The following is a 23,516-nucleotide window of genomic DNA, read 5'->3' as shown; positions in this document are numbered from 1 at the left end:
CCCGATCCGGGTGGATCGGGGCCCCGGGCACGCCCTAGGCGCGGCGGTTGGCGGCCAGGGTCTCGTAGAAGTGGAGGAGGCCGAGGTCGTCGACCGAGCCGGCGTTGACTGCCTTGGCGAGCGGGGTGCCCTGGAGGAGCCGCTTGACCGGGACCTCGATGCGCTTGCCGGTGAGGGTGTGCGGGACGCCCGGGACCTCGATGATCTCGTCGGGGACGTGGCGCGGGGAGAGTTCGGAGCGGATGGTCCGCTTGATGCGGGCGATCAGCTCCTCGTCCAGGGTGGCGCCCTCCACGAGGTGGACGAAGAGCGGCATCCAGTAGCCGCCGTCCGGTTCCTCCAGGCCGATGACGAGGGACTCGCGGATCTCCGGGAGGCGTTCGACGGCCTCGTAGATATCGGCGCTCCCCATCCGGACGCCCTGCCGGTTGAGGGTGGAGTCGGAGCGGCCGTGGATGACGACCGAGCCGTGGCCGGTGATCGTGATCCAGTCGCCGTGGCGCCACGCGCCCGGGAACATCTCGAAGTAGCTGTCGCGGTAGCGGCTGCCGTCGGGGTCGTTCCAGAAGTGGATCGGCATGGACGGCATGGGGTTGGTGACGACGAGTTCGCCGACCTCGTCGACGAGGGGCTTGCCGGAGGGGTCCCAGGCCTGGAGGTCGGTGCCGAGGCCCGCCGCCTGGAGCTCGCCGATGTGGACGGGGAGGGTGGGGACGGCGCCGGCGAAGCAGGAGCAGACGTCCGTGCCGCCGCTGACGGAGGCGATCCAGAGGTTCTCGCGGACCTCGTCGTGGAGCCAGCGGAAGCCGTCGGGGGGCAGCGGGGAGCCGGTGGTGGCGACGCACTTCACGGCCGAGAGGTCGAAGTCCCGGCCGGGGTGCACGTCCGCCTTGGCGCAGGCCATCACGTAGGCGGCGGAGGTGCCGTACAGGGTGGCGCGGGTGCGTTCGGCGACGCGCCACTGGGCGGCGGTGTCGGGGTAGCCCGGGCTTCCGTCGTACAGGACGATCGTCGTGCCGGTGAGCAGGCCGGAGACGAGGAAGTTCCACATCATCCAGCCGGTGGAGGTGTACCAGAAGAACACGTCGTCGGGGCCGAGGTCGCAGTGCAGGCCGAGCTGCTTGACGTGCTCGACGAGGATGCCGCCCTGGGACTGGACGATCGCCTTCGGCAGGCCGGTGGTGCCGGAGGAGTAGAGGACCCACAGCGGGTGGGAGAAGGGGACCTGCTCGTAGACCGGCGCGGTGTCGGCGGCGACCAGGTCGTCCCAGGCGAGGGTGCCCTCGGGGGCCGGGGTGCCGAGGAGGGGGATGTGGACGACGGCGCGGAGGGTCGGGAGCTCGGCGCGCAGTTCGGCCACGGTGTCGCGGCGGTCGTGCTCCTTGCCGCCGTAACGGTAGCCGTCGACGGTGAAGAGGACGACCGGCTCGACCTGCTGGAAGCGGTCGAGGACGCTGCGGGCGCCGAAGTCCGGGGCGCAGGAGGTCCACACGCCGCCGACGGCGGCGGTGGCGAGGAGGGCCACGACGGACTGCGGGACGTTGGGCAGGTAGCCGCTGATCCGGTCGCCGGGGCGCACGCCGAGGGCGCGCAGCTCGGCGGCGAGGGAGCCGACCTGGCGGCGGAGCTCGGCCCAGGTCGTCGGCGCGGGCTCATGTGTCTCGTCCACATGGAGCAGGGCCGTGTCGTGGGGGCGCTCGTCGGCGGCGCGCAGGGCGTGCTCGGCGTAGTTGAGGGTGGCCCCGGGGAACCACTCGGCGCCGGGCATCGAGCGGTCGCCGAGGACGCGCTCGTAGGGGGTGGAGAAGCGGATGTCGAACCACTCGGCGACCGCCCGCCAGAACGCTTCGAGCTCCTCGACCGACCAGCGGTGGAGGGCCGGGTACCCGCCCTCGGCCGGGGCCCCGTGGTGTTCGGCCGCCCAGGACTGGAAACGGGTGACGGCGGCCGTGGCGATGCGTTCCTCGTCCGGCTGCCAGAGCGGCTCGGTCTGCGCTGATGTCATGGGGCGGCTCCCTGGCTGTACGCGGGGTCTGCGTGTGTCCCGCGCACGTGCTGGGGTGTGCGCGCGACGCGGCTGACAGGACGATGCCATGTGATCGTCTTTCGCACCAGGGCCGCCCGCCCATGGTCCGGTAGTTGAATATGTGCTCCCACCACGGGTGAACGGCAGTTGAACGCGGCTCGTGGCGCCTTTCGCGGGTGGCAGGGTGAGCCGCATGGACGGTCGTGAACTGCTGCGTTCGATGAAGGTGTTCGGTTCGGTGGAGGGCTTGCGGACGGTGCGGTCGGCGTGGCGGCGGCGCCGTACGGACGCGTGGGGGACGCCGCCGAGGGGCGCGGAGCGGGCCCGGGTGCCGGGGCTCGCGGAGGCGGCGGAGTCCGCGCCGGGCGGGGGGACGATCCGGTTCGCGCGGTCCTCGCTGCGGCTGTGCGTGTCGGCGGGCGGCACGGTGTTCTGGGGGTGGGACGGGGCCGGGCCGCTGCCCTCGTACGCGCTGGCCGGTGAGGCCCCCGAGCCGGACCCCCGGGCGGCCCTGGAGCCGGACACGGACGGCGGCTGGCGGGTCGTGTCGGAACGGGTGACGGTGGCGGTCTCCCGGCACGGGGCGGTGGAGGTCCGGACGCCGGGCGGGCTGATGCTCCGGCGGGACCTGCCGCCGCGCTGGTGGGAGCCGGTGGACGCGGGGCCGTCCGGGGCGGCGCGCTGGGTGCAGCGGAGCGAGGTGCCGGCCGACGCGCGGTTCTTCGGGCTCGGCGGGCGGTCGGGCGGGGCGCGGCTGCGGGACGGCTCGTACCGGCTGTGGAACGCGGCTCCCCCGGGGCGTCCCGGCCCCGGGGGCGGCCCGCCGCACCTCGCGATGCCCGTGCAGTTCGTCGTCTCGGACGCCGGTACGCACCTGGTGTTCCACGACAACTCCTGGGACGGCCGGATCACCCTGTCCGAGGGCGAGGAGGGCGCCGGGTCCGGGCACGACCGGCCGGGGACCGGCGAGGTCCGCATGGAGGGCGGTCCGCTGCGCTGCTGGGTCGTGGTCGGCACCCCCGCGCGCGTGCTGCACGGCTGGGCGGCGCTCACGGGGGCGCCCGCGCTTCCGCCGTCCTGGGCGCTCGGCCCGCAGCACGCGCGCGAGGGCTCCGGCGGCGCGGCGGAGGTGCGGAGAGCGGTGGAGGCGCACCGGAAGCACGGCCTTCCGCTGTCCGCCGTCCACCTGGGCGCCGGCCACCGGGACGGGCGGCGGGCGTTCACGGTGGACCGGGAGGGGTTCCCCGATCTGCCCGCGCTGGCGGAGGAGCTGCGGGAGGAGGGCGTGCGGCTGGTGGCGGCCGTGGACCCGGCGGTGCGGGCGGAGCCCGGGGACCCGGTGTACGACGGCGGGCGCGCGGTGGACGGCTTCGTCCGGGACGCCCGGGGCGACGAGGTCCGCGGGACGGCCGGGTGCGTCCGTCCGGACTTCACCGATCCGGCGGTGCGGAAGTGGTGGGGCGGTCTGTACGAGGAGCGGATCCGGCAGGGCTTCTCCGGCGTGGCGCACGATCCGGACGGACCGGTCCCGTCCGTCCCGTTCGGCGGCCCGGCGCTGCCGCGTTCGGCCCGGTACGCGCTGGACGGCCGGGGCGGCGGTCACCGGGAGGCGCACAACGTGTACGGCCTGGAGATGGCCCGCGCCGGGTACGAGGGGCTGCGCCGGCTGCGGCCCGACGAGCGGCCCTTCCTCCTGTCGCGCTCCGGCTGGGCGGGGACGCAGCGGTACGGGGGGACCTGGGCCGACGGGGTGCCGGAGGGGTGGCCGGGGCTGCGGGCCTCGCTCTCCCTGGTCCTGGGCCTCGGGCTGTGCGGGGTGCCGTACTCGGGGCCGGACGTGACGGGCTCCGGCGGGGCGTCGCCGGAGCTGTTCCTGCGCCGGTACCAGCTGGCGGCGTGGCTCCCGCTGTTCCGCACGCGCGCGGGGACCGGCCCCGGGCCGCACGAGCCGTGGGAGTTCGGGCCCGACATCGCGGAGTACGCGCGCGTGGCACTGGCCGAACGGGAGCGGCTGCGGCCGTACTTCACGACCCTGGCGCGGCTCGCCCGGATGACGGGCGCGCCGTACGTCCGGCCGGTGTGGTGGGGGACGCCGGAGGACCGGGCGCTGCGGGACTGCGAGGACGCGTTCCTGCTCGGCGACTCGCTGCTCGTGGCCCCGGTCCTGACGCCCGGCGCCGACCGGCGGGCGGTGCGGCTGCCGCGCGGACGCTGGTACGACACGGCGACGGGGCGGGCGTACGAGGGGCCCGGGCAGGTGCTGCTCGACGCGCCGCCGTCGCGGGTGCCCGTCCTGGCCCGGGCGGGGGCGGTGCTCCCGGTGCGGGGCGAGGAAAGCGGTCAGGTCCTGGAGGTGTGGGCGCCCGCCGCCGGGCGGACGGGCGGAGGGCTCGTCGTACGGGACACGGGGGACGGCTGGGAACCGGCCGAGATCGAGCGGTACCAGTCGCGCCTGGTGGACGGGCGGGTGGTGGTGGAGCGGGTGACGGACGACGGGGTGGCGGAGGCGGGGCTGCCGGTGCGGGTGCGGGGGCTCTGAGGGGGGATTGCCCCGGTGCGGTTACGGGGGCGTCGAGGCGGGGCCGTCCCGGTGCGGTTGTGGGGCGGGGGCTCCGAGGCGGGGCCGTCCCGGTGCGGGACCGCCCCCCCTCAGCCGTACTCCCCCGCGAACCACTTCCGCGCCGCCTCGGTGTGGAGGGGGAAGGCCAGGTCCCCCGGGGCCCGGAGCAGGTGGTGGCCGCTGGTCTCGTCGGTCGGGACCGAGGCGGGCAGGGAGGAGGCCGGGCGGGGCGGGAGGAGGCCGAAGACGAGGAGGTGCCCGGCCGGGGAGCTCAGCGCGTCGGCGAGGCGGACCTCCCCGGCGGCGGCCTCGATGCCGGTCTCCTCGCGCAGTTCGCGGACGACGGCGACGCGCCAGTCCTCGCCGTGGTCGATGAAGCCGCCGGGGAGCGCGATCCCGCCCCGCCGGGGCTCGATGGTGCGGGTGATGACGACGAGCCCCGTGCCGTCCGCGTCCGTGACGGGCAGGAGGGCGACGGCGACGGGCAGCGGGTTGCGGTAGGCGGTGCGGCCGCAGCCCGGGCAGGTGCGGGGCCAGCCCGCGCCGGCGGAGTGGGCGGCGCCGCAGAAGGAGCAGTGGGAGTCCTGCACGGTCGAGTCGGTCACGGCCGGGTCCCTCACGGTCGGGTGCTGCGCGGTCGGGTGCTTCACGGCCCGACCGTATGCGATCGCCCTTTCCCGGCGCTGCCGGAACTGGTAGACGGTGCCCATGACAGGACTCGTCTGCGCTCTCCGTACCCTCTCCGTCACGGCCGCCGCCGGGCTGCTCGCCCTCACCGGCTCCGTCCTCACCGCCCCTCCCCCGGCGTCGGCCGCGCCGGAGCCCCGGGCGCCACGGGAGTTCGTGGCCCTCGACTCCGTGGACCGGACGATCGTCCAGGAGATGCGCTACACGACGGCGCACAACTTCACCGGCGAGCGGGTGGACGGCTACCGGCAGCCGCTGTGCGTCCTGACCCGGTCGGCGGCGGAGGCGCTGCACCGGGCGCAGGTGCGGCTGCTCGCCCGGGGATACACGCTGAAGGTGTACGACTGCTACCGGCCGCAGCGGGCCGTCGACCACTTCGTGCGGTGGGCGAAGGATCTGGAGGACGAGCGGATGAAGAAGGAGTTCTATCCGCTCGTCGACAAGTCCCGGCTGTTCGCGGACGGTTACATCGCGGAGAAGTCCGGGCACAGCCGGGGCTCGACCGTGGACCTGACGATCGTGCGGCTGCCCGCGGCGCCCACGCGCCCGTACCGGCCGGGCGAGAGGCTCGTGGAGTGCTACGCGCCGAAGGCGGAGCGGTTCCCCGACAGCTCCGTGGACATGGGGACGGGCTACGACTGCTTCGACACGCGCTCGCACACCGACGACCCCCGGATCACGGGCGTGCAGCGGGCCAACCGGCAGCTGCTCAAGGGGGTGCTCGCCGAGCAGGGGTTCGTGAACCTGCCGGAGGAGTGGTGGCACTTCACGTTCAGGCCCGAGCCGTTCCCCGACACCTTCTTCGACTTCCCGGTGGCGCGGAGGTCAGTGGCGGGGCACTGAACCTCCCGGTGGAGGGCCCCTGCCGGGCCCTCCACCGGAGGGTCAGGAGGTGACGGCCGCGTGGGTGCGGTCGGCGAGGATGAGGGCGTGCTCGACGACCGCCACGAGGACGTTCTTCACGGACTCGCGGTCCCGGGCGTCGCACATGACCAGCTCGACCTCGGGGTCGAGGTCGAGGGCTCCGCGCACGCTCTCGGCGGGGAACCGCTGGGCGCCCTCGAAGCAGTTGACGGCCACCGTGAACGGGATGCCGCGCCGCTCGAAGTAGTCGATGGCCGCGAAGCTGTCCTCCAGGCGGCGGGTGTCCGCGAGGACGATCGCGCCCAGGGCCCCCTGGGCCAGTTCGTCCCAGAGGAACCAGAAGCGGTCCTGGCCGGGGGTGCCGAACAGGTACAGGACGAGGTCCTCGCGCAGCGTGATCCGGCCGAAGTCCATGGCGACCGTGGTGGTCGTCTTGGTCTCGACGCCGTTGAGGTCGTCGACGGGCCGCCCCGCCTCGCTCAGCATCTCCTCGGTCCGCAGGGGCCTGATCTCGCTGACCGCGCCCACCAAGGTCGTCTTGCCCACCCCGAACCCGCCGGCGACGAGGATCTTCAGGGTCACCGGTTCGACGAAGGGCTTGGTGCGGCTAGAGCGCCCGAAGGCCATTGATCACCTCGCGGAGGATGTTCACGTCCGGCAGCTCGGCCGGCGGAACGGGGCGGGTCACGTGGACGAGTTCGTCCTCGACGAGGTCGCCGACGAGGACCCTGACCACCCCTACGGGGAGGTCGAGTCCGGCGGCGAGCTCGGCGATCGACTGGGGCTGCTCGGAGCAGCGTTCGACGATCTCCACGTGTTCCGGGGAGAGCGTCTGGTCCCGGCCGGGGTCTTCGGCGGCGGGCTCGGGAACGACCACCGCGATCAGGTCGAGCCGGTGGCGGGTGGCGGCGCTCGTCCGGCCGCGGGTCATCGCGTACGGGCGGACCACCGGTCCGGCCTCGTCGTCGAACCAGTGGTGGGGGCGCGGGGTCCGCTCCTCCGCCGTCGGGGTCCGCTCGGCTTCGTCACTCATGCCGTCCCACTCACCCTCCCGAGGGCAGTCCGGTCCGGGGGGCCGTCGCGAGGTGGGCCCCGACCCGCTTCACCATCAGCGTCATCTCGTAGGCGACCTGGCCGACGTCGGAGTCGGCGTCCGCGAGCACCGCCAGGCAGCTGCCGTCGCCGGCGGCCGTGACGAAGAGGAAGGCGTCCTCCAGTTCGACGACCGTCTGGCGGACCTTGCCGGCCTCGAAGTGGCGGCCGACGCCCTTGGCGAGGCTGTGGAAGCCGGAGGCGACGGCGGCCAGGTGCTCGCCGTCCTCGCGGGTCAGGTCCTGGGAGGCACCGGTGGGAAGACCGTCGCCGGAGAGCACCAGGGCCTTCCGGATGGAGCCGACGCGCTGGACGAGCTCGTCGAGGAGCCAGTTCAGTTCGCCGTTTCCGGAGGTCGTGCTGGTTGCTGCGGCGTTCGGTGCGGTCATCGACCGTCCCCCTCGGGTGTCGTTCCTGGTGCTGTCGGGTCGTCAGGGTCGGTGGTGTCCCGCCGTCCGCGCTGCCAGCCGCGCTGCATGGCGGCCATCCGGGCGCGCACCTCCTCGGCGTCGCGCTCGAAGGAGTCCCGGCCTTCGGGCGCGCTCCGGGTCCCCCCGTCGCGGGGGGCCGGGCGGTCGGCCCCGCGGAGCTGGGGCGCGAGGCTGGCCTGACGGACGCGGCGGGGCAGTCCGTCGAAGAGGGCGGGGGCCGGGGCCTCCGGCGGGGCGGGGTCGGCCGCGGGCGGTACGGAGGTCTGCGGGCGGCCGGTGCCCTGCGGGCGTGCGGAGCCTTCCGGCCGGCCGGGTCCCTGCGGGCGTGCGGAGCCCTCCGGTCGTGCCGGGCCTGCCGGCTGTACGGGGCTTCCCGGGCGCGCGGAGGGCTCCGGGCGTGCGGGGCCGCCGTTCGGGCGGGCGGAGCCCTGCGGGCGGACGGGGACGAGGGTGGGGCCCTGACGGTCCTCGTGGCCGGTACCGCCGTTGCCGCCGACGCCACCGTTGCCGCCGGGGCCGGTGGCCGGGCGGCCCGGGGTCGGGTGGGACCGGCCGGGGGCCGGATGGGCGCGGTCGGGGCCGTCGAGGCGGCGGCCGTGGTCCACGACGAGCGTCGGGGTGTGGCGGCGCGGCAGCGGTACGGGGCGGCGGGCGGCCCCGTCGGCGGAGGCGTCCTCCGCGTCGCGGCCGGCGGCGGCCCGGTCCGGGGCCTGGTCGTGCTGCTCGCCCGCGGGGGCGAGGCCGCCGGTGCGGCGCCGGTCCCGGGGCTTGAAGAGGCCGCCGCGCTCGCTCTCGGTGTCGTCGAGGAGATCGGCGGACCGGTCGAGGAGCGCGTCGAAGTCGTCGCCGTCGAGCGGGGCCTCCAGCTCGACGGGGCCGTCGAGCGGGGCGTTGGTGACGTCGGGGACCCTGGCGAGCGCCGGGCGGCGGGTGGGCAGGGCGGCGGGGTCGCCATCGGCGCGGTCGGAGACCTTGCGGTCCAGGCGGAAGCCGGCGCCCTCCGTCTCGGGCGCGTCGGTGAGCAGCGCGGCCGGGATGAAGACGACCGCGGTGGTCCCCCCGTACGGGGAGGTCTGGAGCGAGACCCGGACGTTCTGGCGCTGGGCGAGGCGGCTGACCACGAAGAGGCCGAGGCGGTCGGTGTCCGAGAGCTCGAACTCGGGGGTCTCGGCGAGCCGGAGGTTGGCGTCGAGGAGGGCGTCGGGGTTCATGCCGAGGCCGCGGTCGTGGATCTCCAGCGTGAAGCCGTTGGCGACCCGCTCGCCGAGCACCTGGACGGCGGTGTGCGGGGGCGAGAACACCGTGGCGTTCTCCAGGAGTTCGGCGACGAGGTGGGTGAGGTCCGCGACGGCGGGGCCGCCCACGCCGAGGCGGGGCAGCCGGCGCACCTCGATCCGCTCGTAGTCCTCGACCTCGGCGACGGCGGCGCGGACGACGTCCATGAGCTGGACGGGCTTGCGCCACTGGCGGGAGGGGGCGGCGCCGGACAGGATGACGAGGCCCTCGGCGTGCCGGCGCATGCGGGTGGTGAGGTGGTCGAGCCGGAAGAGGTCGGCCAGCTCGTCGGTGTCCTCGGTGCGCCGCTCCATGGTGTCGAGGAGGGTGAGCTGGCGGTGGAGCAGGACCTGGTTGCGGCGGGCGAGGTTGACGAAGACCTCGGAGACGCCGCGGCGCAGCTCCGCCTGCTTGACGGCGGCCTCGACGGCGGCGCGCTGGAGGGTGTTGAGGGCCTGGCCGACCTGGCCGACCTCGTCCTCCCCGTAGCGGAGGTGGGGGACTTCGGTGGTGACGTCGACGTGTTCGCCGGCGGCGAGCCTGCGCATGACGCTGGGCAGGCGCACTCCGGAGACCTCCTGGGCCTCCTTCTGGAGACGGCGCAGGTCGCGGACGAGGACGCGGCCGATGCGGACCGAGATGACGACCGAGGCGAGCAGGGCGAGGAAGCCGAGGACTCCGGCGACGCCGACCTTGAGGAGGACGCTGTAGGCGGCGGGCTGGACGCGTTCCTGGTAGCGGTCGCCCGCCGCGGTGTTCTCGCGGGCCAGGACGTCGAGGACGGGGCTCGCGTTGTCCTGCCAGTGGGCGGCGGTGACGGCGCGCGGGTTGTCGGTGGGGCCCTGTTCGAGGAGGGCGTTCTCGGCGGTGCGCAGCGGCAGGGTCTCGGGGCCGCGCCAGAACTTCTCGAAGCGGTCGCGCTCGGCGGCCGGCAGGAGTTCGAGGTTGACCTCGTAGAACTGCTTCCGGTTGGCGATCAGGTCGGACATCGCGCGGATCTCCGGGGCGGTGACGCGGTCCGCGACGAGCGCGGAGAGCACGAGGGCGTCCTCGCGGGAGAGGAGTTCGCGGGCGCGGGTGATGCCGACGAGGGCGCGGCCCTGCTTGTCCATCTCCACGTTCTCCAGGGCGTGGAGGGTGATGAGGAAGCTGTAGCAGGGGTCGACGAGGCGGTTGTAGAACTCGAGGGCCTGAAGGCGGCCGATGCCGCGGTTCTCCACGGAGCGGCGGATCGATTCGAGGCCGTCGAGCGCTTCGAGGAGGCTGTCGATCCGCTGGGCGGTGACGGGCCGCATCTCCTCGCGGACGCCGGGTTCGGCGGCGTTGGCGCGGATGCGGGCGATCTGCCGGTCGGTGGCCCGTCGGGTCTCCTGGAGCCGGCCGAGGGCGTCGGAGCCGCGGGGGTCGGCGAGGTAGACGAGGGACTGGCGGCGTTCGAGCTGGATGACCCGGGCGGTGTCCTCCAGGGGGTAGCCGACCTTGTCGACGATGTAGCCGACGTCGAGGAGCTGGTCGGCCTCGCGGCCGGTGAGGACGGTGGCGAAGCCCCACAGGCCGGTGAGGGAGACGAGCGGTACGAGCAGCAACGCCACGATCTTCCGGCGGATGGACTTCCCGCGAAAGCGCATGGCCTCCCCCAGCTCGGCCCCCGTTCGTCGCGAGGGTCCTTCACTTCGTGACGTCGGGCGTCAACACACGGCGTCAACCTTGAGTTTCAACAAACGGCGGCGCGAGCCTACTACTGCATCGCGGCCATCCCGAAGGTGTGTCCGGGCTATTTTCAGCCTGTCGAGTGAGCGTCGATCATGAGATGTCCTGTTATTCGGGGAGTTGGGGTCGGCCACTGTGGCGCAGGACACCTGATGACGTGTGACTCCGCCGGCCTGGGGAGATGGCTGGAACTGTGCGTTCCGCCCGTACGGGTTCTCGCGTTTCACCCGGGGCGGGGCGAAACCTTTTCCCTCTGGCGTGCGTCAATAGGTGCGGGGAGGGTTCTGTCCGCGTAAAGGCGCTCGCAACGGGCAGCCGTCCCTGAAGTCGTTCAGTGGTGGGGAGTGACAGGGCAATGGAACACGAGGCGCGGTCGGCAGGACAGTTGTGGGTGGAGGACGAGCGGGGCCGGCGGCGGATGCCCGATCCGGTGCGCGACGCCGCCGTACGGGCCGTGATGATCACATCGGTGACCCTCATCCAGGCGGTGGTGGCGTTCTTCTGCAGCCTCGCGGGGTCGTGGCTGGCCTTCCCGATCACCATCACCGCGGTGGCCTCGACGATCGTGGCCACCTGGAGCGTCCTCGACGTCTGGATCACCCGTCAGGTGTGGCGCCAGCGCAACGGGGTGGTGTCGGAGCCGAGCAGCACGGCGCGTCCGTCGCTGCGGACGCGGCACGGTGAGGGCCGGATGGAGGCGGCGCCGCTGTCCGAGGCGGCCTGATCGAGGAAGAACGGGTGAAGGGCCCGGCCCCCTGGACAGGGGGCCGGGCCCTTCACCCGTTTCACGGACGGGCCGTGCTCACGCGGTGTCCGCCGGGGCCGGGTCGTCGGACCGGTGGCGGCGGAACATGCGCGTCGCCGTGATCTCGCCGTGGATCGCCTCCCCCTCCGGGTCGGTCCGCGGAAGGCCGGGGCGCAGGTGCTCCTCCACGCTGATGTACTTCAGCCCCGCCCGCAGGTCGGCGTCGTTGCGGAGCCGGATCACCAGCGGGAACTCGGCCAGCGCGGTTGTGTCGAACAGGCCCGTCGTGTAGAGGAGCTGGACGCCGAGCGCGTCCGACACGGCCCGCTGGAGCTCCAGGAGGTACGTGGCGTTGGCGCGGCCGATCGGGTTGTCCAGGAACAGCGTGCCCGCGTGCCGGTGCTTGTCGCGGCCCCGGTCGTTGGAGCGGAGCGCCGCCATCGTGCAGTACAGGGCGATGGCGGCGGTGAGGAGCTGGCCGCCGGAGAAGACGTCGCCCATCTGCCCGACGGGGACCCGCTCGGCCCGCAGCACCGCGTCCGGCTTGAGGATCTCGACGGAGACGCCCCTGGGTTCGAGGGCCGCCTGCACGCCCCGCAGGAGCAGGGACATGCCGTCGCGGCGCAGGTCGGAGTTCTTCCTCACGGCGGCGCGGGTGGCCTCGTCGACGACCTCGCCGAGGCGCTCCGCGAGGGTGGCCTGGTCGGGCTCCTCGAAGCGGATCCGCAGGAACTCCTGGCCCGACCACTCGCCGAGGCCCTCGGGGAGCCGGGAGAGCCGCTGGGCCGAGCGGAGGGTCGCGAGGGAGGACTCGACGAGGCCGCGGAGGCGGTCCACGATCGAGTCCCGGTTGCGCTCCAGCTGCTCCAGCTCGTCGGTGAGGACCCGCAGCCGGGGCGCGAAGGCCTCGGCCCACTTGGCGGCGTGCTCGGGGAGCGCGGACGCCGGGAGTTCGCGGATCTGCTGGCGGGCCGGGGTGCGGACCTGCTCGTAGCGGGTGGAGTTGGCGTGCCGGACGAGGACGTCGCTCGCCTCGCGCACGGCGGCGTCGGCGGCGGACAGCTCGCCGGTCCGGCCGCGCAGCGTCCGGCGCGCCTCGGTGGCCGCCGTACGGGCCTCCTCCAGGGTGCCGGAGTACGGCTCGGTGTCCTCCCGCTCCTCGTCCGCGTGGTCGCGGAGCAGGTCCCGGAGCAGGGCCGCCGTCTCGTCGAAGCCGCCGGCCGCGTCCTCGGCGGCCCGGTGGTCGCGGAGCAGTCCGGCGTGGGCGGCGCGGGCCGACTCCAGGGCGGCGCTGCGGGAGGCGAGTTCGGCGGTGGCGGTGCGCAGGAGGGCCTGGGCGCGCTCGGCGTCGGCGGGGACGAGCTCCTCGGGCAGCTCGGTGTGCGCCCCGCCGTCCTCGGGGGCGAGGCGCTCGGCCTCGCCGCGGAACCGGCCGAGCTTCTCGCTCGCCTCGGAGGCGCGGGTCTCCAGCATCTGGACCAGGGACTCGGCGCGGGCGGCGGCGGCCTGGCGGGACGGGCCGTCGGCGCCGTCGGTGGACTCCAGGAGCTGTTCGGCGCGGGTGCGGACCTTGTTGGTGAGGCGGTTCAGCTCGGCGAGGGCGGCGGACTCGTCGCTCTCGGCGCGGGCCTGCTCGGCGCGCAGGTCGGCGCCGACGCCGACCTTCTCGTAGAGCTGGGACGCGGCCCGGTAGGCCTCGCGGAGGGTGGGCAGGGCGGTGCGGGGCGCGGCCGGGTCGGCCTCGGGGAGCGGGTCGGGGGCGCCCGCGATCTCGGCGCGCTCGGCCCGCAGGGCGCGGGCGGTGCGGTGGGCGTCGTCGGCGGCGCGCTGGGCGGCGCGGCGGTCCTCGTCGGCGGCCCGGGCGCGCTCCAGGCAGGTCTGGGCGCGGGCCTCGGACTCGGCGGCGTCGTCGGCGAGTTCGCGGAGCCTGGCCTGCCAGGCGGACCGCTCGCGCAGCCGGAAGGCCAGGCCCGCGAGGGCGTCGGCGACCCGGCGGGCGCGCTGGGCGGCCTCCTGGCGCTCGTCGCGGACGCGGAGCGCCTCGGCGGCGGTCTCGTCGGCCTCCGCGCGGGCGGTGCGGGCCTCTTCGAGGGTCGCGGCGGCGGCTTCGGCGCTCTCGCGGGCGGCCGTGGCGGCGGCGGCGAGCTCGGCGAGCATGCCGGGCGGGCAGTCGGCGCGCCAGGCGCCGATCCGGGCGGCGAGGGAGCGGTCGCCGGCGAGGCGGCCGGCGAGGGTGCGGATCTCCTCGTCGCGGGCGGCGGCCCGCGCGCGCAGGGCGTGCCGCTCCTCGTCGGCCGCGTGCTCGTCGTGCATGGCCGGGTTCGGCGGTACGAGGAAGACGCCGGGGTCCTCGTCCCCCGACCGGGCCGGTACGGGGGCGAGCAGGGCGGCCGCGGTGCCGACGGCGACGGCGGAGCGGGGCAGCAGGGCGGCGGCGGCGAGGACCTCGCGGGCGCGCCCGTACGAGACGGGGTCGGTGATCACGACGCCGTCGACGAGTTCGGGGCGGGCGGCGAGCACGCGCGCGTGGTCGGCGGGGTCCACGGCCTGGGCGAGGTAGCGCCAGCCGGGGAGGGCGGGGATGCCGTGCTCGCCGAGGTGCTCGACGGTGGCGAGGACGTCGGGTCCCGGCGGCAGCAGGCCGCCGTCGCCGAGGGCGCCGAGGATGCGGGAGTCGGCGGCGGCGGCGGTGCGCAGTTCGAAGAGCTGCCGCTCGGCGGAGGCGACGGCCCCGTCGAGCAGGGAGCGCAGCTCGTCGGCGTACCGGTCGAGGTCGGCGGCGGTGAGCGGTCCCCCGTGGGCCGCGCCGTCGTGCCCGGCGGCGTGCGCGCCCGAGGGCAGGCTCAGGAGTTCCGCGAGGCGCTCCTCGGCGGCCAGGGACTCGGCGGCGCGGCGCTCCGCGTCGTAGGCGTTGCCGGCGGCCCCGGCCGCGTCGGCGGCGCGGGCGGCGGCGAGTTCGGCGCGGGACTCGGCCCCGGCGGCCTCCCGCGCGCGCTCGACGACGGCGGCGGCGGTCTCGCGGGCCGTGTCCCAGGCGGCGACCGCGGTCTTCTCGGCGTCGCTGGCGGCGAGCGCGGCGCGGGCCGGGTCGGCGTCGGGCGCGGTGTCGTCGAGCCAGCCGGCCCGTACGGCCTCGGCGGTCTCCTGCTCGACCTCGGCGAGCCGCTGGCGCAGGTGGCCGGACTCGCTGCGGGCGCGCTGGGCCTCGGTCGCGGCGGCGGTGGCGTCGCGGTGGGCCGTCTCGCCCGCCTCCTGGAGGGCGGTGGAGCGCTCCTCCTCCTCGGCCGCGTGCCGCTCGCCCTCCTCGGCGGCGGAGGCGAGGGCCCGTACGAGGTCGGCGGCGGCCCCGGCGCGGGCCGCGAGGGCGGGGGCGGCGTCCCGCTCGGCCTCGCGGATGGCGGCGGCCACGCGCGCGGAACGGTCGCCGGCGGCGCGGTGGCGGAGCACGGCCTCGGCGGCCTGCCAGGCGGAGTGCAGGGTGCGGGCGTCGGTGAGTTCGCGGCGCTGGGAGGCCGCGCCCTTCTCGGCTGCGGCCAGGGCCAGGGAGGCGTGCCGGTAGGCGAGTTCGGCGGCGACGAGGGCGCTGCGGCCACGGGCGTCCTCGGCCTCGGCGACGGCGTGGGCGGCGGAGGTGACCTGCTGGGCGAGTTCGGCGCCCCGGCCGCGCTCCTCGGCGGCGCGGGCGGAGAGCCGGCGGGCGAGGCCGCGGGTGCGGCGCTCGGCGGCGGTGTGGACCTCGCGCGCGTGGGTCCGGATTCCGGCGGCCTCGACGATCCGGTTCAGGAGGTCCACGGAGCCGGCCGTGAAGTCGCGTTCGGCGGTGAGTTCGGCGCGGCGGCCGAGCTTGTCGCCGAAGCCGCCGACGAGGTCGGCGAGGCCGTCGGTGTCCCGGGTGTCGGTGACGGCGCGCAGCAGCAGGTCGGTGAAGTCGGAGTCCTTCTTGACCGCGAAGAGGCCGGCGGCCTCGCCCTCGTCGGCGTTCATCTCGCGCTGGTAGCGGAAGAGTTCGGGGTCGAGGCCGAGTTCGCCGAGGTGCTCGTTCCAGCGGTCGTGGATCTCCTCCCAGACCACTTCCAGGTGCGGATAGGCCTTGCCGGCCTCGGTCAGCGCGTCGCGGAAGCCCTTCATGGTGCGGCGGCGGCCGCGCGCGCCGGAGGCGCCCTCGACGGGCGGGCGGACCGAGGTGGCCTCGGCGACGGGGAGGTTGTCCAGGCTGAGGCCGGGGCCGGGCCGGAAGGAGTACCAGGCCTCGGCGAACTTCCGGGGGTCGTTGGAGACCTGGCGGCCGCGCCACTCGCTGGCCTTGCCGACGACGACGAGTTCGCCGGTGAGGGTGTGCTGCCACTCCAGGGCGACGTGGCCGCAGTCGTCGGCGAGGAGGAACTTGCGCAGCACGCCGGAGCTGGCGCCGCCGAGGGTGTTGCGGTGGCCGGGGAGCATGACCGAGAAGATCAGCTTCAGGAGGACGGACTTGCCGCCGCCGTTCTCCAGGAAGAGCACGCCCGCGGGGGCCGGGCGGCGCGGCGGGCCGACCGGCTCGTCCTCGAAGAACTCCGCCTGGGTGGGGGCGGGGTGGGGCACCGGGGCGCCGACTCCGCGCAGGTCCAGGACCGTGTCGGCGTAGCGCGCGCCGGCGGGGCCGATGGAGTAGAGGCGGACCCGGGACAGCTCGTACATGGCGGGGACTCTCGTGCTGGGAAGGTCGGCGGGGCGGCGGGACCGCGCGCGGGGTGGACGGGGTCGGCGGGGCGGACGGGATCGGGGTGGCCGACGTGATTACGAGTGGAACGGGAGGCCCGCGTCGGCCACGAGCTCCAGGTCGTCGCCCTCGGGCGGCGGCAGGAGCGTCGCGGAGCCGTCGCTGACGGGGACGACGCCGAGTTCGAGGAGTTCGGCCATGGCGGCGGAGCCCGCCATGTCGCGGACCTGGAGCTGGTAGCGGGCGGTGGTGCGGTAGGAGCCGCCGCCCTCGTCGCCGGTGCGCTGGAGGAAGCCGGAGTCGGTGAGGAACGCGGCGGCCTTGCCGACGATGCCGGTGGTGGAACCGGCGAGCCTGCGGGCGTCCTTGGTGGCTCCGGTGGCGCTGCGGCGGGCGTAGGTCCGCCAGGCGGCCTCCAGGCCGGGGGCGTCGGAGGCCGGGTCGGTGTTCTCGCCCTCCTCCTCGGCACGCTGCTCCAGGCGCAGGCAGGCCTGGCGCACGAAGGCGTCGACGCCGTTGACGCTGAACCGGCCGATGTACGCGTCGTCGGCGAGGTCCTCGGGACGGGGGAAGGCCATGGTGGCGACGGCGAGATGGGCCAGGCCGTGCAGGAAGCGGTCGGCGGAGTCCGTGGAGGCGCGGCGGGCGTAGTCGCCCATGCGGACGGCGAAGACCGAGTCCTCGGCGGCTGTGACGGCCATCCCCGCGCGCGGGGAGACCTCCAGGACGACGAGGCCGAGGCCGGTGGCGACGGCGTCGGCGAGGCGCGCGAAGGCGGGGTCCTCGCGGTAGCGGCGCAGGAGTTCGGCGTATTCGGCGTCGCGGGCCGGGAGCAACTTGGGCTGGAGCCCGAAGGAGACGAGCCGGGCCGCGTCGGCGGCGTCGGCGGGGGTGACCGCGGAGCCGCCGGACGCGGCGGGGGCGGCCGGCGCCTGCGGGGGTTCCTGCCTGCTCCACGCGTCGGCGTGCGGGTGCTCCTGCTCGCTCCACGCGTCGGCGTGCTCGGCGTGGGTCTCGCTCACGGCTGGGGCTCCTCGGGACGGTTCTCGGTCGGTACGGCGCGGACGGCGGGCCGGGACAGGGGCAGCGGGACGGGGGTGACGGCGGCCGGGGGCGGGGTCCGCTCGGCGGGCGCGGGCGGCTCGTCCGTGAGCCGCACGGCCCGCACGGACGGAACGTCGCCCCGCCGCCGCGCGGCCCCGGGCCGGGACGGCCCGGACCCCAGGGGGACGGTGCCGAGCCGGGGGCGGATGCGGGGGGTCTGCGGGGCGGCGGGCTCCGGTGCGGGGGCGGGCGCGGGGCCGGAGTCGGTTGCCGGGGCCGGGGCCGGGGCGGGGAGCAGGTTGCGGTCGGCCGCCGGGGCCAGGGCCGGGGCCGCGTCGGGTTCGGTTCCGGTTTCCGGGGTCGGCTCCGACTTCGGCTCCGGTTCCGGCTCCGTCGTGGCTTCCGGTCGTGGCGCGGGCACGGCGGTGGTTGCGAGTACGACGGTGTCGACCGGGCCCGGCTGATCGGTCGGATCCAGCAGGTCGAGCAGGTGGGCGGGGCTCGGCGCGCCGGTCGGGCCCGGCTGATCGGCCGGGTCGAGCGCGTCGATCGGGTCCAACAGGTCGACCGAGTCCAGCTCGTCGGCCGGAGCGGCGTCGGCCCCGTCGATACAGGAGGTATCGGTACACGAGGTATCGGTACAGGAGGTATCGGTACAGGAGGTCGGGGCAGGGGGTACGAGGGTCACGTCGCCTCCGTGCGGTCGGCGGCCATGCCCGCCGCGTCGAGGAGTGCCGTACCGACGATGAGGTCGGCGCCGCCGAACTCGGGGTCGTCGAGCGGGGTGCCGTCGTCGACGGCGAAGAGCAGCCGCTCCTCGCCCTGGCGGTAGGCGGTGCCGACCGGAGGGCTCGCCGCGTGGACGGCGAGGAGGGCGACGAGGTACGGCAGGTCGGGGTCGGTCGCGCGGGCCTCGGCGAGCAGTCCGGAGAGGCGGCGCGGGGCGTCGTGCTCCAGGTCGAGCAGACGCATGGCGTGTCCGAGCTGCTCCTCGCTGAAGCGGGAGTCGTCGGGGGTGGCGATCAGATCGGGCTCGGGCATCTCCGCGCCGAGGTGCTCGCGCTCGACGGGCGGGGTGAGCAGCAGGTCGACGAGGTCGCCGAGCCGTACGGACGCGGGGGTGCGCAGTCCGGTGCCGTGGGCGAAGAAGGCGTCGGTGGCGCGGGTGGCCCGCTCGACGGGGAGCGTGAGGAGCGGGGCGACCAGCTGCCCGTACAGGTCGAGTCCGGTGTAGGCGGCGGGGGCGGCGAAGGCCTGGCGGTCCTGCTCGGCGCGGAAGAGCGGTCCGGCCTCCAGGAGGCGGGACTGGAGCTGGGTGTGGCGGCGGATGCAGTCCTTGACGATGTCGACGAGTTCGGCGGCGCGCCGCTTGTGCTCGGCCGTCTTCACGTCGGTGGCGGCCTCGGCCTCGTCGCGCGCCCTGCGGATGTTGGTGAGGATCGCGTTCTCGTGGCGGTAGCGGTCGGCCACGTGGTCGAGCGCCTCGGCGATCATGTCGGGGACCGTCTGGAGCCAGTCGACGGCGCGGACGTTGCGCCGGGTGGCCTCCAGGGTCTTGCGGAGGGTCTCGGCGTACTGCACGGTCCGGTAGCGGGCCTGTTCGGCGGCGAGTTGCGCGTCGGCCAGGCGGCCCCGGTTGATGAGGACCTCCAGCTTCACCTCGGCGGCGATCTGGGCGCTGGTGACGTCGGTGTCGAGGGCTCCGACCAGGACGTTGACCGCTTCGTCGGTGGTGCGGAGATAGACCCCGCCCCCGTATCCCGGGACCTCCTCGACGAGTTTGAAGTCGTAGTCCCTGCGGACGTAGACGCCGTCGGTGCCGAAGGTGCCGTAGACGGCGCGGAAGCCGCGGTCGACGCTGCCGACGTTGATCAGGTTCTCCAGGACCCAGCGGGCCACGCGCTCGTGCTCGGCGGCCGGGCGCCGCGGGGCCTGGGCGGCGACGCGGGGCAGCAGGCGGGCGACCATCTGCTCGTGGTCGGCGCCGGTGTCGAAGTCCATGTTGAGGGTGATCAGGTCGATCGCGGCGAGGGCCACCTCGGCCATCGCGTAGACCGTGTACTCGCCGGCCAGGTTCGCCTTGCGGGCGTCCAGGTCGTGCAGCGGGGCGGTGCACGCGAGCGCGCGGAGCCGCCGCGCGAGCCCTTCGTCGGCGGCCGGGCCCTGCGCGGGCCGCGGCCCCGCGCTGAGCTGGGGCGGAGCGAGGTCCGTCGAGGCAGGCGAAGTCACGGTGCACAGATTAGGTCCTCACCCTGACAACGGTCGAAACGGTGCGGATGCGACCGGGTCCGGAGGTTCAGCCGCGGGCGCCTGCGGCCCGGCCGCAGGCGGCGGCGACCCCGTCCCGGGAGTCGTCGAGGTAGCGGGCGAGGAGGCGTTCGGCCGTGCCGCGCTCGCCGGCGCGCAGGGCGCCGAGGATCTCCCGGTTCCGCGCGAGGAACGGCTCGTGGAGGGCGCGCGGGTCGTCGACGAGGTGGAGGGCGAGGCGGAGTTCGGCGAGGACGCCGCGCATCAGTTCGTCCGTGCGGGCGCTGCCCGCGAGGGCGACGAGCGCGAGGTGGAAGTGGATGTTGGCCGTGGAGACGCCGTTCCAGTCGCCGGCGCGGGCGGCGCCCTCGCCCTCGGCGACGGCGGCGGCGAGGCCGTCGAGGGCGAACGGCGGCCGCCCCAGACCCCTGACGACGGCGCACTCGACGAGCCTGCGGGTGCGGTAGATGTCGGCCACGTCGCCGGCGTCGAGAACGCGGACGAAGACGCCCCGGTTCAGCTCGTGGACGAGGAGGCGCTCGTGGGTGAGGAGGCGGAAGGCCTCCCGCAGGGTGTTGCGGGAGATGCCGAGGGCGCCGCCGATGCCGTCCTCGGAGAGCCGGGTGCCGGGCGGGAACCGGCCCTCGGCGACGCGGGTGCGCAGGATGTCCGCGACCCGTTCCGCCGTGCTCGTGCGCCCGAGCAGCGCGCGGTCGTCCGCCAGGTCTCCGGCCCTGTCCTCCGCCGGCTCCGCCACGGCGCTTCCTCCCTGTTCCCTCTTCGTTCCCTCTTCGCCGCCGGTGCCCCACCGTGTCCGCCGCCGGGCCGGCGCACCGAGGTCCACCGCACCGAAGTCAACCGCACGGAGGGGCCGGGGCGACAGACCTGTTGTCGGATCGTTCAACGATCCTCTACGTTGAGAGCGTCCCATGGTCCCGCCGTGCCCGCGTGGGCACGCCCCCACCCCGCGAGGCGCAGATGAGCACGAGCCGGGCGTCGATCGACCTCAACGCCGACCTCGGCGAGGGCTTCGGCCGCTGGACCCTGACCGACGACGAAGAACTCCTGACCGTGGTCACCAGTGCCAACGTGGCCTGCGGATTCCACGCCGGGGACGCGGCCACCATGCGGCGCGTGTGCGAGCTCGCGGCGGAACGCGGGGTACGGATCGGGGCGCAGGTCTCCTACCGGGACCTGGCCGGCTTCGGGCGGCGGTCGATGGACGTCCCGGCGGCGGAGCTGGCCGCCGAGGTGGCGTACCAGATCGGCGCCCTGGAGGTCTTCGCGCGGGCGGCGGGCTCCCGGGTCGCGTACGTGAAGCCGCACGGGGCGCTCTACAACCGGGTGGTCGGGGACGGGGAACAGGCGGCGGCGGTCGTCGAGGGCGTGCTGCTCGCGGACCGGACGCTGCCGGTCCTGGGGCTGCCCGGATCCCGGCTGCACGAGGCCGCCGCGGCGGCCGGGCTCCCGGTCGTCGCCGAGGCCTTCGGCGACCGGGCCTACCGGGCGGACGGCTCCCTGCTGCCGCGCGGACGGGAGGGGGCGGTCGTCACCGATCCCGCCGAGGTCGTGGAGCGGTCGCTGGCCCTGGCCCGGCTCGGGACGGTCACCGCGCACGACGGGGCCTCCGTGGCCGTCCGGGCCCGGTCGCTCTGTCTGCACGGGGACACCCCGGGCGCGGTGGAGCTCGCCCGGCGGGTCCGGGAGGGCCTCGAATCCTCCGGAATGCGGGTGGAGGCCTTCGCGTGAGCGGGGACGGGAGCCCTTCCACGGACGTACGCGTGCGCGTGCTGCGCGTCGGCGAGCGGGCGCTGCTCGTGGAGCTGGACGGCGGCGCCGAGGCGGAGGCGTTCCACGCCGAGGTGCTCCGGCGCCGGGCGGCCGGTGCCCTCCCCGCCGTACGGGAGGTCGTGCCGGCGGCGCGGACCGTGCTGCTCGACGGGGTGGCGGACCCGGACCGGCTCGCGGCCGAACTGCCCGGGTGGGAGGTGGCACCGCTCTCCACGCGCGCGGGGCGGGTGGTGGAGGTGCCGGTCCGCTACGACGGGCCCGATCTGGCGGAGGTCGCCGCGTGCTGGGGCGTGTCCGCCGAGGAGGCGGTGCGGATCCACACGGCGGCCGAGTTCCGGGTCGCCTTCTGCGGGTTCGCGCCGGGCTTCGGCTATCTGACGGGGCTCGGCGAGCGGTACGAGGTGCCCCGGCGGGCCACTCCGCGCACCGCCGTCCCGGCCGGTTCGGTCGCCCTGGCCGGGCCGTACACGGGTGTGTACCCGCGCTCCTCCCCCGGCGGCTGGCAGTTGATCGGCACCACCGACGCGGTCCTCTGGGACACCGGGCGGGATCCGGCGGCGCTCCTCTCCCCCGGCACCCGGGTCCGGTTCACGGTGGAGCGCCCCGGCGCGGGAGGCGGACGGTGACGGGCCGGACGGTGGCCGTGGTCCGGCCGGGGGCGCTGACCACCGTGCAGGACCTGGGGCGGCCGGGGTACGCGCACCTGGGCGTGGTCCGCTCGGGCGCGCTCGACCCGGCGGCCGTACGGCTCGTCAACCGGCTCGTGGGGAACGCCGAGGGGGCGGCGGTCCTGGAGACCACCGTCGACGGGTGCGCGGTGCGGCCCCGGTGCGCGGTGACCGTGGCGGTGGGCGGCGCGCCCTGCCCGGTCCGGGTGGACGGGCGCCCGGCCGCCTGGGGCACGGCGGTGCGGGTGGGGGCCGGATCGACGGTCGAGGTCGGGACGGCTTCGCGGGGGCTGCGGGCGTACGTGGCGTTCGGCGGCGGGATCGAGGTCGAGCCGGTGCTCGGCAGCCGCTCCACCGACCTGCTGTCCGGCCTCGGTCCGGCGCCCCTGGGACGGGAGACGGTCCTGCCGCTGGGCGCGGACACGGCGGTACGGGGGCCGGTCGACGTCCCTCCCTGGCCCGGGCCGCCGGACGTGCTCGTCCTGCGGGTCCGGCTCGGGCCCCGCGACGACTGGTTCACCCCCGGCGCCCTCCGCACCCTCGCCACGCGCGCGTACCGGGTGTCCCCGGCGAGCAACCGGATCGGGCTGCGGCTCGAAGGACCGGCCCTGGAGCGGGCCGTGCCCGGGGAGCTGGCGAGCGAGGGCATGGTGCTCGGCGCGGTCCAGGTGCCGCCGGACGGGCGCCCGGTGGTCTTCCTCGCGGACCATCCGACGACCGGCGGCTATCCGGTGGTCGGGGTGGTCCGGGAGGCCGATCTGGGCGCGGCGGCCCAGGCGGTGCCGGGGACGGCGGTGCGGTTCGTACCGGTGCGGTGAGCGGGGGCGCCGGGGTCCCGGCGGCCGTCCGCCGTGGCCGCGAGCGCGGCGGCGAGGGCGTCGTCCGCGCGGACGTCGAGGGGCCCGGTGCCGGTGCCGTCGGTCCGGTGGCGCAGCTCGGCGCCGGCGAGCAGGAGGAGCTGCGGGAGCAGGTCGCGGCTGCGGCGGAGGACCCAGCCGGTACCGGCGGTGGCGAGCCACAGCAGGGACTCGGCGCGGGTCGGCGGCGGCCGGTCGGGCTCCGGCGCGGGCGGCGCACCGTGGGCGAGCCCCCGGTCGGCGAGGAGCCGGTGGAAGCCCGCCGCGACGGCGCGGTGGCCGCGCTCGCCGGGGTGGAGCCGGTCGGCGCTCCACAGGGAGCGGTCGTCGGTCCAGGCCCGGTCGTCCAGGTGCAGGTGGACGGCCCCGTACCGGGCGGAGAGCGCGTGCACGACCGCGTTGACGGACCGCTGGCGGCGGGCGAGCGGGCGCGCCAGGGGCGGGGGCAGGCCGAGCATCCGGCCCGGGTCGGGCAGGCAGGCGGTGAGGAGTACGGCTCCGAGGGCGTCGAGGTCGGCGCAGACCCGGTCGAGGCGGCGGGCCAGGAGCGCGATGTCGAAGGTGTGGCGCAGGGTGTCGTTGACCCCGACGACGACGGAGGCCAGGTGGGGCCGGAAGCCGAGGGCGCGACGGGCCTGGTCCCCGGCGACGTCCCTGCTGAGGGCGCCGCTGACGGCCAGGTTCAGGAGCGCGGTCTCCGCCCCGTCGGCCGCGAGCCCGTCGGCGAGCAGCGCCGCCCACCCCCGCCAGGCCCCGTCCACCCGGTCCCCGACGCCCTCGCTGAGCGAGTCCCCGAGCACGGCGAAGCGGAGGGGGCCGG

At 75.8% G+C, this 23,516-nt stretch carries 18 protein-coding genes; 6 read left to right on the top strand and 12 right to left on the bottom strand.

Translation table 11 applies throughout. The annotated features are described in order from the left end of the window. Positions 1 to 34: 34 nt before the first annotated feature. Complete coding sequence (locus AB0398_RS30475) at positions 35 to 2,005, bottom strand: acetoacetate--CoA ligase (RefSeq protein WP_366378881.1); 1,971 nt, start codon at positions 2,003 to 2,005, stop codon at positions 35 to 37. A gap of 214 nt (positions 2,006 to 2,219) precedes the next feature. Between AB0398_RS30475 and AB0398_RS30470 the strand changes: the two genes are divergently transcribed. Continuing rightward, a complete protein-coding gene (locus AB0398_RS30470; protein ID WP_366378880.1) occupies positions 2,220 to 4,565 on the top strand; it encodes a glycoside hydrolase family 31 protein in 2,346 nt (781 codons plus the stop codon). Positions 4,566 to 4,675: 110 nt separating this feature from the next. Here the strand turns inward: AB0398_RS30470 and AB0398_RS30465 are convergent, their stop codons facing one another. After that, the gene (locus AB0398_RS30465; RefSeq protein ID WP_366378890.1) at positions 4,676 to 5,176 is read right to left on the bottom strand and encodes an NUDIX domain-containing protein; all 501 of its coding nucleotides are present in this window, start codon (positions 5,174 to 5,176) and stop codon (positions 4,676 to 4,678) included. A 118-nt stretch (positions 5,177 to 5,294) separates the two neighbouring features. Between AB0398_RS30465 and AB0398_RS30460 the strand changes: the two genes are divergently transcribed. Next, positions 5,295 to 6,116 carry a M15 family metallopeptidase gene (locus tag AB0398_RS30460; protein WP_366378879.1) on the top strand — a complete coding sequence of 274 codons (822 nt, stop codon included), beginning with the start codon at positions 5,295 to 5,297 and terminating at the stop codon, positions 6,114 to 6,116. Between the two features lie 42 nt (positions 6,117 to 6,158). Here the strand turns inward: AB0398_RS30460 and AB0398_RS30455 are convergent, their stop codons facing one another. The 4 genes from AB0398_RS30455 to AB0398_RS30440 are packed head-to-tail and all read right to left on the bottom strand — an operon-like array spanning position 6,159 to position 10,563. Beyond that, positions 6,159 to 6,764, bottom strand: a complete 606-nt coding sequence (locus tag AB0398_RS30455; RefSeq protein ID WP_366378878.1) for an ATP/GTP-binding protein — start codon at positions 6,762 to 6,764, stop codon at positions 6,159 to 6,161. Further along, complete coding sequence (locus AB0398_RS30450) at positions 6,745 to 7,170, bottom strand: DUF742 domain-containing protein (RefSeq protein WP_366378877.1); 426 nt, start codon at positions 7,168 to 7,170, stop codon at positions 6,745 to 6,747. Before AB0398_RS30450 ends, AB0398_RS30455 begins: the two co-directional genes overlap by 20 nt. A gap of 10 nt (positions 7,171 to 7,180) precedes the next feature. Further along, the gene (locus AB0398_RS30445; protein WP_366378876.1) at positions 7,181 to 7,618 is read right to left on the bottom strand and encodes a roadblock/LC7 domain-containing protein; all 438 of its coding nucleotides are present in this window, start codon (positions 7,616 to 7,618) and stop codon (positions 7,181 to 7,183) included. Next, a complete protein-coding gene (locus AB0398_RS30440) occupies positions 7,615 to 10,563 on the bottom strand; it encodes a nitrate- and nitrite sensing domain-containing protein (protein ID WP_366378875.1) in 2,949 nt (982 codons plus the stop codon). Before AB0398_RS30440 ends, AB0398_RS30445 begins: the two co-directional genes overlap by 4 nt. A 437-nt stretch (positions 10,564 to 11,000) precedes the next feature. On the opposite strand from AB0398_RS30440, the gene AB0398_RS30435 reads away from it, so the two are divergent. After that, on the top strand, positions 11,001 to 11,369 hold the full coding sequence (locus tag AB0398_RS30435; protein ID WP_366378874.1) for a hypothetical protein: 369 nt from the start codon (positions 11,001 to 11,003) through the stop codon (positions 11,367 to 11,369). Positions 11,370 to 11,447: 78 nt separating this feature from the next. On the opposite strand, the gene AB0398_RS30430 is transcribed toward AB0398_RS30435, so the two are convergent. The 5 genes from AB0398_RS30430 to AB0398_RS30410 all read right to left on the bottom strand — a co-directional run bounded on the left by AB0398_RS30430 (position 11,448) and on the right by AB0398_RS30410 (position 20,137). After that, a complete protein-coding gene (locus tag AB0398_RS30430) occupies positions 11,448 to 16,067 on the bottom strand; it encodes a hypothetical protein (RefSeq protein WP_366378873.1) in 4,620 nt (1,539 codons plus the stop codon). A 99-nt stretch (positions 16,068 to 16,166) separates the two neighbouring features. Continuing rightward, the gene (locus tag AB0398_RS30425; protein ID WP_366378872.1) at positions 16,167 to 17,111 is read right to left on the bottom strand and encodes a hypothetical protein; all 945 of its coding nucleotides are present in this window, start codon (positions 17,109 to 17,111) and stop codon (positions 16,167 to 16,169) included. Next, positions 17,108 to 17,692 carry a hypothetical protein gene (locus AB0398_RS30420; protein ID WP_366378871.1) on the bottom strand — a complete coding sequence of 195 codons (585 nt, stop codon included), beginning with the start codon at positions 17,690 to 17,692 and terminating at the stop codon, positions 17,108 to 17,110. The genes AB0398_RS30425 and AB0398_RS30420 overlap by 4 nt, the downstream gene beginning before the upstream one ends. Positions 17,693 to 17,817: 125 nt before the next feature. Further along, positions 17,818 to 19,362, bottom strand: a complete 1,545-nt coding sequence (locus AB0398_RS30415) for a hypothetical protein (RefSeq protein WP_366378870.1) — start codon at positions 19,360 to 19,362, stop codon at positions 17,818 to 17,820. A 67-nt stretch (positions 19,363 to 19,429) separates the two neighbouring features. Then, complete coding sequence (locus AB0398_RS30410; protein WP_366378869.1) at positions 19,430 to 20,137, bottom strand: GntR family transcriptional regulator; 708 nt, start codon at positions 20,135 to 20,137, stop codon at positions 19,430 to 19,432. Between the two features lie 221 nt (positions 20,138 to 20,358). Here AB0398_RS30410 and AB0398_RS30405 point away from each other — a divergent pair, with 221 nt between their 5' ends. The 3 genes from AB0398_RS30405 to AB0398_RS30395 are packed head-to-tail and all read left to right on the top strand — an operon-like array spanning position 20,359 to position 22,657. Further along, complete coding sequence (locus AB0398_RS30405) at positions 20,359 to 21,129, top strand: 5-oxoprolinase subunit PxpA (RefSeq protein WP_366378868.1); 771 nt, start codon at positions 20,359 to 20,361, stop codon at positions 21,127 to 21,129. Beyond that, positions 21,126 to 21,797 (top strand): 5-oxoprolinase subunit PxpB, encoded by a 672-nt coding sequence (pxpB, locus tag AB0398_RS30400; protein ID WP_366378867.1) that lies wholly within the window; start codon positions 21,126 to 21,128, stop codon positions 21,795 to 21,797. Before AB0398_RS30405 ends, pxpB begins: the two co-directional genes overlap by 4 nt. After that, positions 21,794 to 22,657, top strand: coding sequence for a biotin-dependent carboxyltransferase family protein (locus AB0398_RS30395; RefSeq protein ID WP_366378866.1), 864 nt, complete (start codon positions 21,794 to 21,796; stop codon positions 22,655 to 22,657). Before pxpB ends, AB0398_RS30395 begins: the two co-directional genes overlap by 4 nt. Here the strand turns inward: AB0398_RS30395 and AB0398_RS30390 are convergent. Continuing rightward, complete coding sequence (locus AB0398_RS30390) at positions 22,564 to 23,496, bottom strand: SGNH/GDSL hydrolase family protein (RefSeq protein ID WP_366378889.1); 933 nt, start codon at positions 23,494 to 23,496, stop codon at positions 22,564 to 22,566. The genes AB0398_RS30395 and AB0398_RS30390 overlap by 94 nt on opposite strands. Positions 23,497 to 23,516 lie beyond the last annotated feature (20 nt).

The organism is Streptomyces sp. NPDC086147 (assembly GCF_040702165.1).
In the GTDB taxonomy this organism is placed as follows: domain Bacteria; phylum Actinomycetota; class Actinomycetes; order Streptomycetales; family Streptomycetaceae; genus Streptomyces.
The sequence above is the reverse complement of the archived record's forward strand: the minus strand, read 5'-3'. Positions and strand labels throughout refer to the sequence as shown.

Excerpts from the sequence above, each read along its gene's own strand:
- AB0398_RS30475 (WP_366378881.1), bottom strand. The coding sequence starts at position 2,005 with ATGACATCAGCGCAGACCGAGCCGCTCTGGCAGCCGGACGAGGAACGC.
- AB0398_RS30470 (WP_366378880.1), top strand. The coding sequence starts at position 2,220 with ATGGACGGTCGTGAACTGCTGCGTTCGATGAAGGTGTTCGGTTCGGTG.
- AB0398_RS30460 (WP_366378879.1), top strand. The coding sequence starts at position 5,295 with ATGACAGGACTCGTCTGCGCTCTCCGTACCCTCTCCGTCACGGCCGCC.
- AB0398_RS30455 (WP_366378878.1), bottom strand. The coding sequence starts at position 6,764 with ATGGCCTTCGGGCGCTCTAGCCGCACCAAGCCCTTCGTCGAACCGGTG.
- AB0398_RS30450 (WP_366378877.1), bottom strand. The coding sequence starts at position 7,170 with ATGAGTGACGAAGCCGAGCGGACCCCGACGGCGGAGGAGCGGACCCCG.
- AB0398_RS30445 (WP_366378876.1), bottom strand. The coding sequence starts at position 7,618 with ATGACCGCACCGAACGCCGCAGCAACCAGCACGACCTCCGGAAACGGC.
- AB0398_RS30440 (WP_366378875.1), bottom strand. The coding sequence starts at position 10,563 with ATGCGCTTTCGCGGGAAGTCCATCCGCCGGAAGATCGTGGCGTTGCTG.
- AB0398_RS30435 (WP_366378874.1), top strand. The coding sequence starts at position 11,001 with ATGGAACACGAGGCGCGGTCGGCAGGACAGTTGTGGGTGGAGGACGAG.
- AB0398_RS30430 (WP_366378873.1), bottom strand. The coding sequence starts at position 16,067 with ATGTACGAGCTGTCCCGGGTCCGCCTCTACTCCATCGGCCCCGCCGGC.
- AB0398_RS30405 (WP_366378868.1), top strand. The coding sequence starts at position 20,359 with ATGAGCACGAGCCGGGCGTCGATCGACCTCAACGCCGACCTCGGCGAG.